The following is a 2,122-nucleotide window of genomic DNA, read 5'->3' as shown; positions in this document are numbered from 1 at the left end:
TGTTATAGATATTGCGTCCCATTATCCCGGGGATATCAACATTTAGAAGGATAAGATGCGGCTGGCTGGCATATGCCATTTTCAATGCAGTAGCTCCCGTATTTGCAGTGAGAAATGAATATGATGGGGAAAGAAGATCGTGTAATACTTCTTTAATTTCGGGGTTCTCATCCACAAGTAAGATGACTATTTGACTTCGAACCTGCTCACAAGAAGGTATATCTTTTTGTTTTGTGTCCTGATTCGGAGAGCATTCACTTATTTTAGTACCTGTTCTATCAGACTGACATGGTTGTTTCTGAAGAGGAAGTTTAAGTTGAAACACTGTTCCTTTCCCGGGAGTGCTTGTAGCAGAAATTGTGCCCTGATGTGCTTCAATAATTCCTTTTACAATAGAAAGGCCAAGTCCGGTCCCTCCAGCCAGAAATTCATCCTTTCCACTCCGGTGTGCTGTTATATCCCGGACCTGGAAAAACCGCGTGAAGACTTGCGAGATATCCTTTGGATCTATTCCTATTCCCGTGTCTTCAACTTCACAGACCAGAGAATTATGTTCTAAATACGTGCGGATGGTGATAGTTCCTTTGTCTGGTGTGAATTTGATAGCATTATCAAGGAGATTAATAAATACCTGGGTTATGCGATCCTGATCACCAAAACACTGTGGAAGATTGTCATTAAGTTCGAGATTGAGAGTTTGTCCCCGCTTTTCGAGTGAAAGCGAGAGTTCTTCAGCAACTTCTTTTATTGTTGAATTGATGTAAAACCAGTCCTGAAGTAAGACCAGTTTATTCTCTTCAATTCTGGATATGTCTAGTATTTCACTAACAATCCGACTGAGTCGATCAGCATTCCGGGAGATTATCTCTATTATCCGGTGATGATCTTCCGGTGCATTCCACCGTGTGCCATCAAGAAGGAGATTTAAATACCCTTTCATGGCGATAAGCGGTGTTCTCAGTTCATGTGATGCGATTGAAATGAACTGTGATTTCAGAACATCCATCTGCTTGAGAACACGGTTTGCCTCTTCAAGTTCAATGGTTCGTTCCCTGACTTTCTTATCCAGTTCCTGATTCAGGCGGGCTAGTTCATCAGATAGTTCTTCCAGTTCGAGATTTTTTATCCCCAGTTGTTCGGCATACTGAGTAACCTCCCATTCGTACAATTTTTTATCGGTGATATCAAATTGAATGCCGATCATCCGGACAGGATCCCCATTACTATCAATCAGGGCATTTGCACATGTTTTGATAAACCTGATGCTATCATCGGGCCATACAATTCTGAACTCAGCATCAAACGGTTTTTTCCCTAGAATGGCACTATCCAGCTCTTCGCGTATCCGGGCTTTATCATCAGGATGGATCTTTGAGACCCAGGAATCCGGGGTTGAACCGAATTCTCCATGTGACAAATGATATAACCGAAACATGGCGTCATCCCACTTGAGCTGATCTGTAACCAGATCCATGTCCCATATTCCAAACTGGGATGCATTTGTCGCCATCATCATGCTCTGGTTGAGCAATCGGATTTCGTCTTCAGCCTGCTTCTCCTTTGTGATGTCACGAATAGTGGCCTGTAGATATGTGATATCACCCGGAGTCATCCTTGTGAGGAGGATCGTTGAAGGGAAATTTTGCCCGTTTAGTCTTTTGATGGTCCATCTGAAGAAATGAGATCCATTTTGCAGGGCAGTTTCTATCATCTCTCTGGATTTTTCTGCTGATTCACTTCCATCTGGTTGAAGTGGCGGGGAGAGATCGGCTAACCCAAGAGAACAACATTCCTCTCTGCTTTTAACATGGAACAGGTCCAGGGCTGCCTGATTACATACAAAAAATGTCCAGGAAGGGGGTTTTAAGGTGATGATTGCATCATGGGATCTTTCAAAGAGATCCCTGTATATCTGCTCACTCTCTCTCAGGGCCTCTCCTGCTCTCCCATAATCCTGTGCCTCTTCTCCCATTCTCTTGCGTCCGGAAATCGTTTAATCGAGAGGAATGTGTTGATATTCTATAAGATGGTTAGATTTTCTTTCTGTTTTGTACACAGGTAATGGCTCCAGAATTCTGTAATCTGGTTTCCTGGTTTTCAGTAATCAGGGACGGTATTAATC

Annotated in this window: 1 protein-coding gene; it reads right to left on the bottom strand. The window is 43.0% G+C overall.

What is annotated here, in order from left to right; translation table 11 throughout:
* Positions 1-1,972: ATP-binding protein (locus VN429_RS04980; protein WP_325630448.1), on the bottom strand; the 1,972-nt coding region annotated here is incomplete at its 3' end.
* Positions 1,973-2,122 lie beyond the last annotated feature (150 nt).

It is taken from the genome of Methanospirillum sp., assembly GCF_035560735.1.
Lineage (GTDB): Archaea > Halobacteriota > Methanomicrobia > Methanomicrobiales > Methanospirillaceae > Methanospirillum.
Note: the sequence above shows the minus strand (reverse complement) of the source record. Positions and strands in the feature narration are given on the sequence as shown.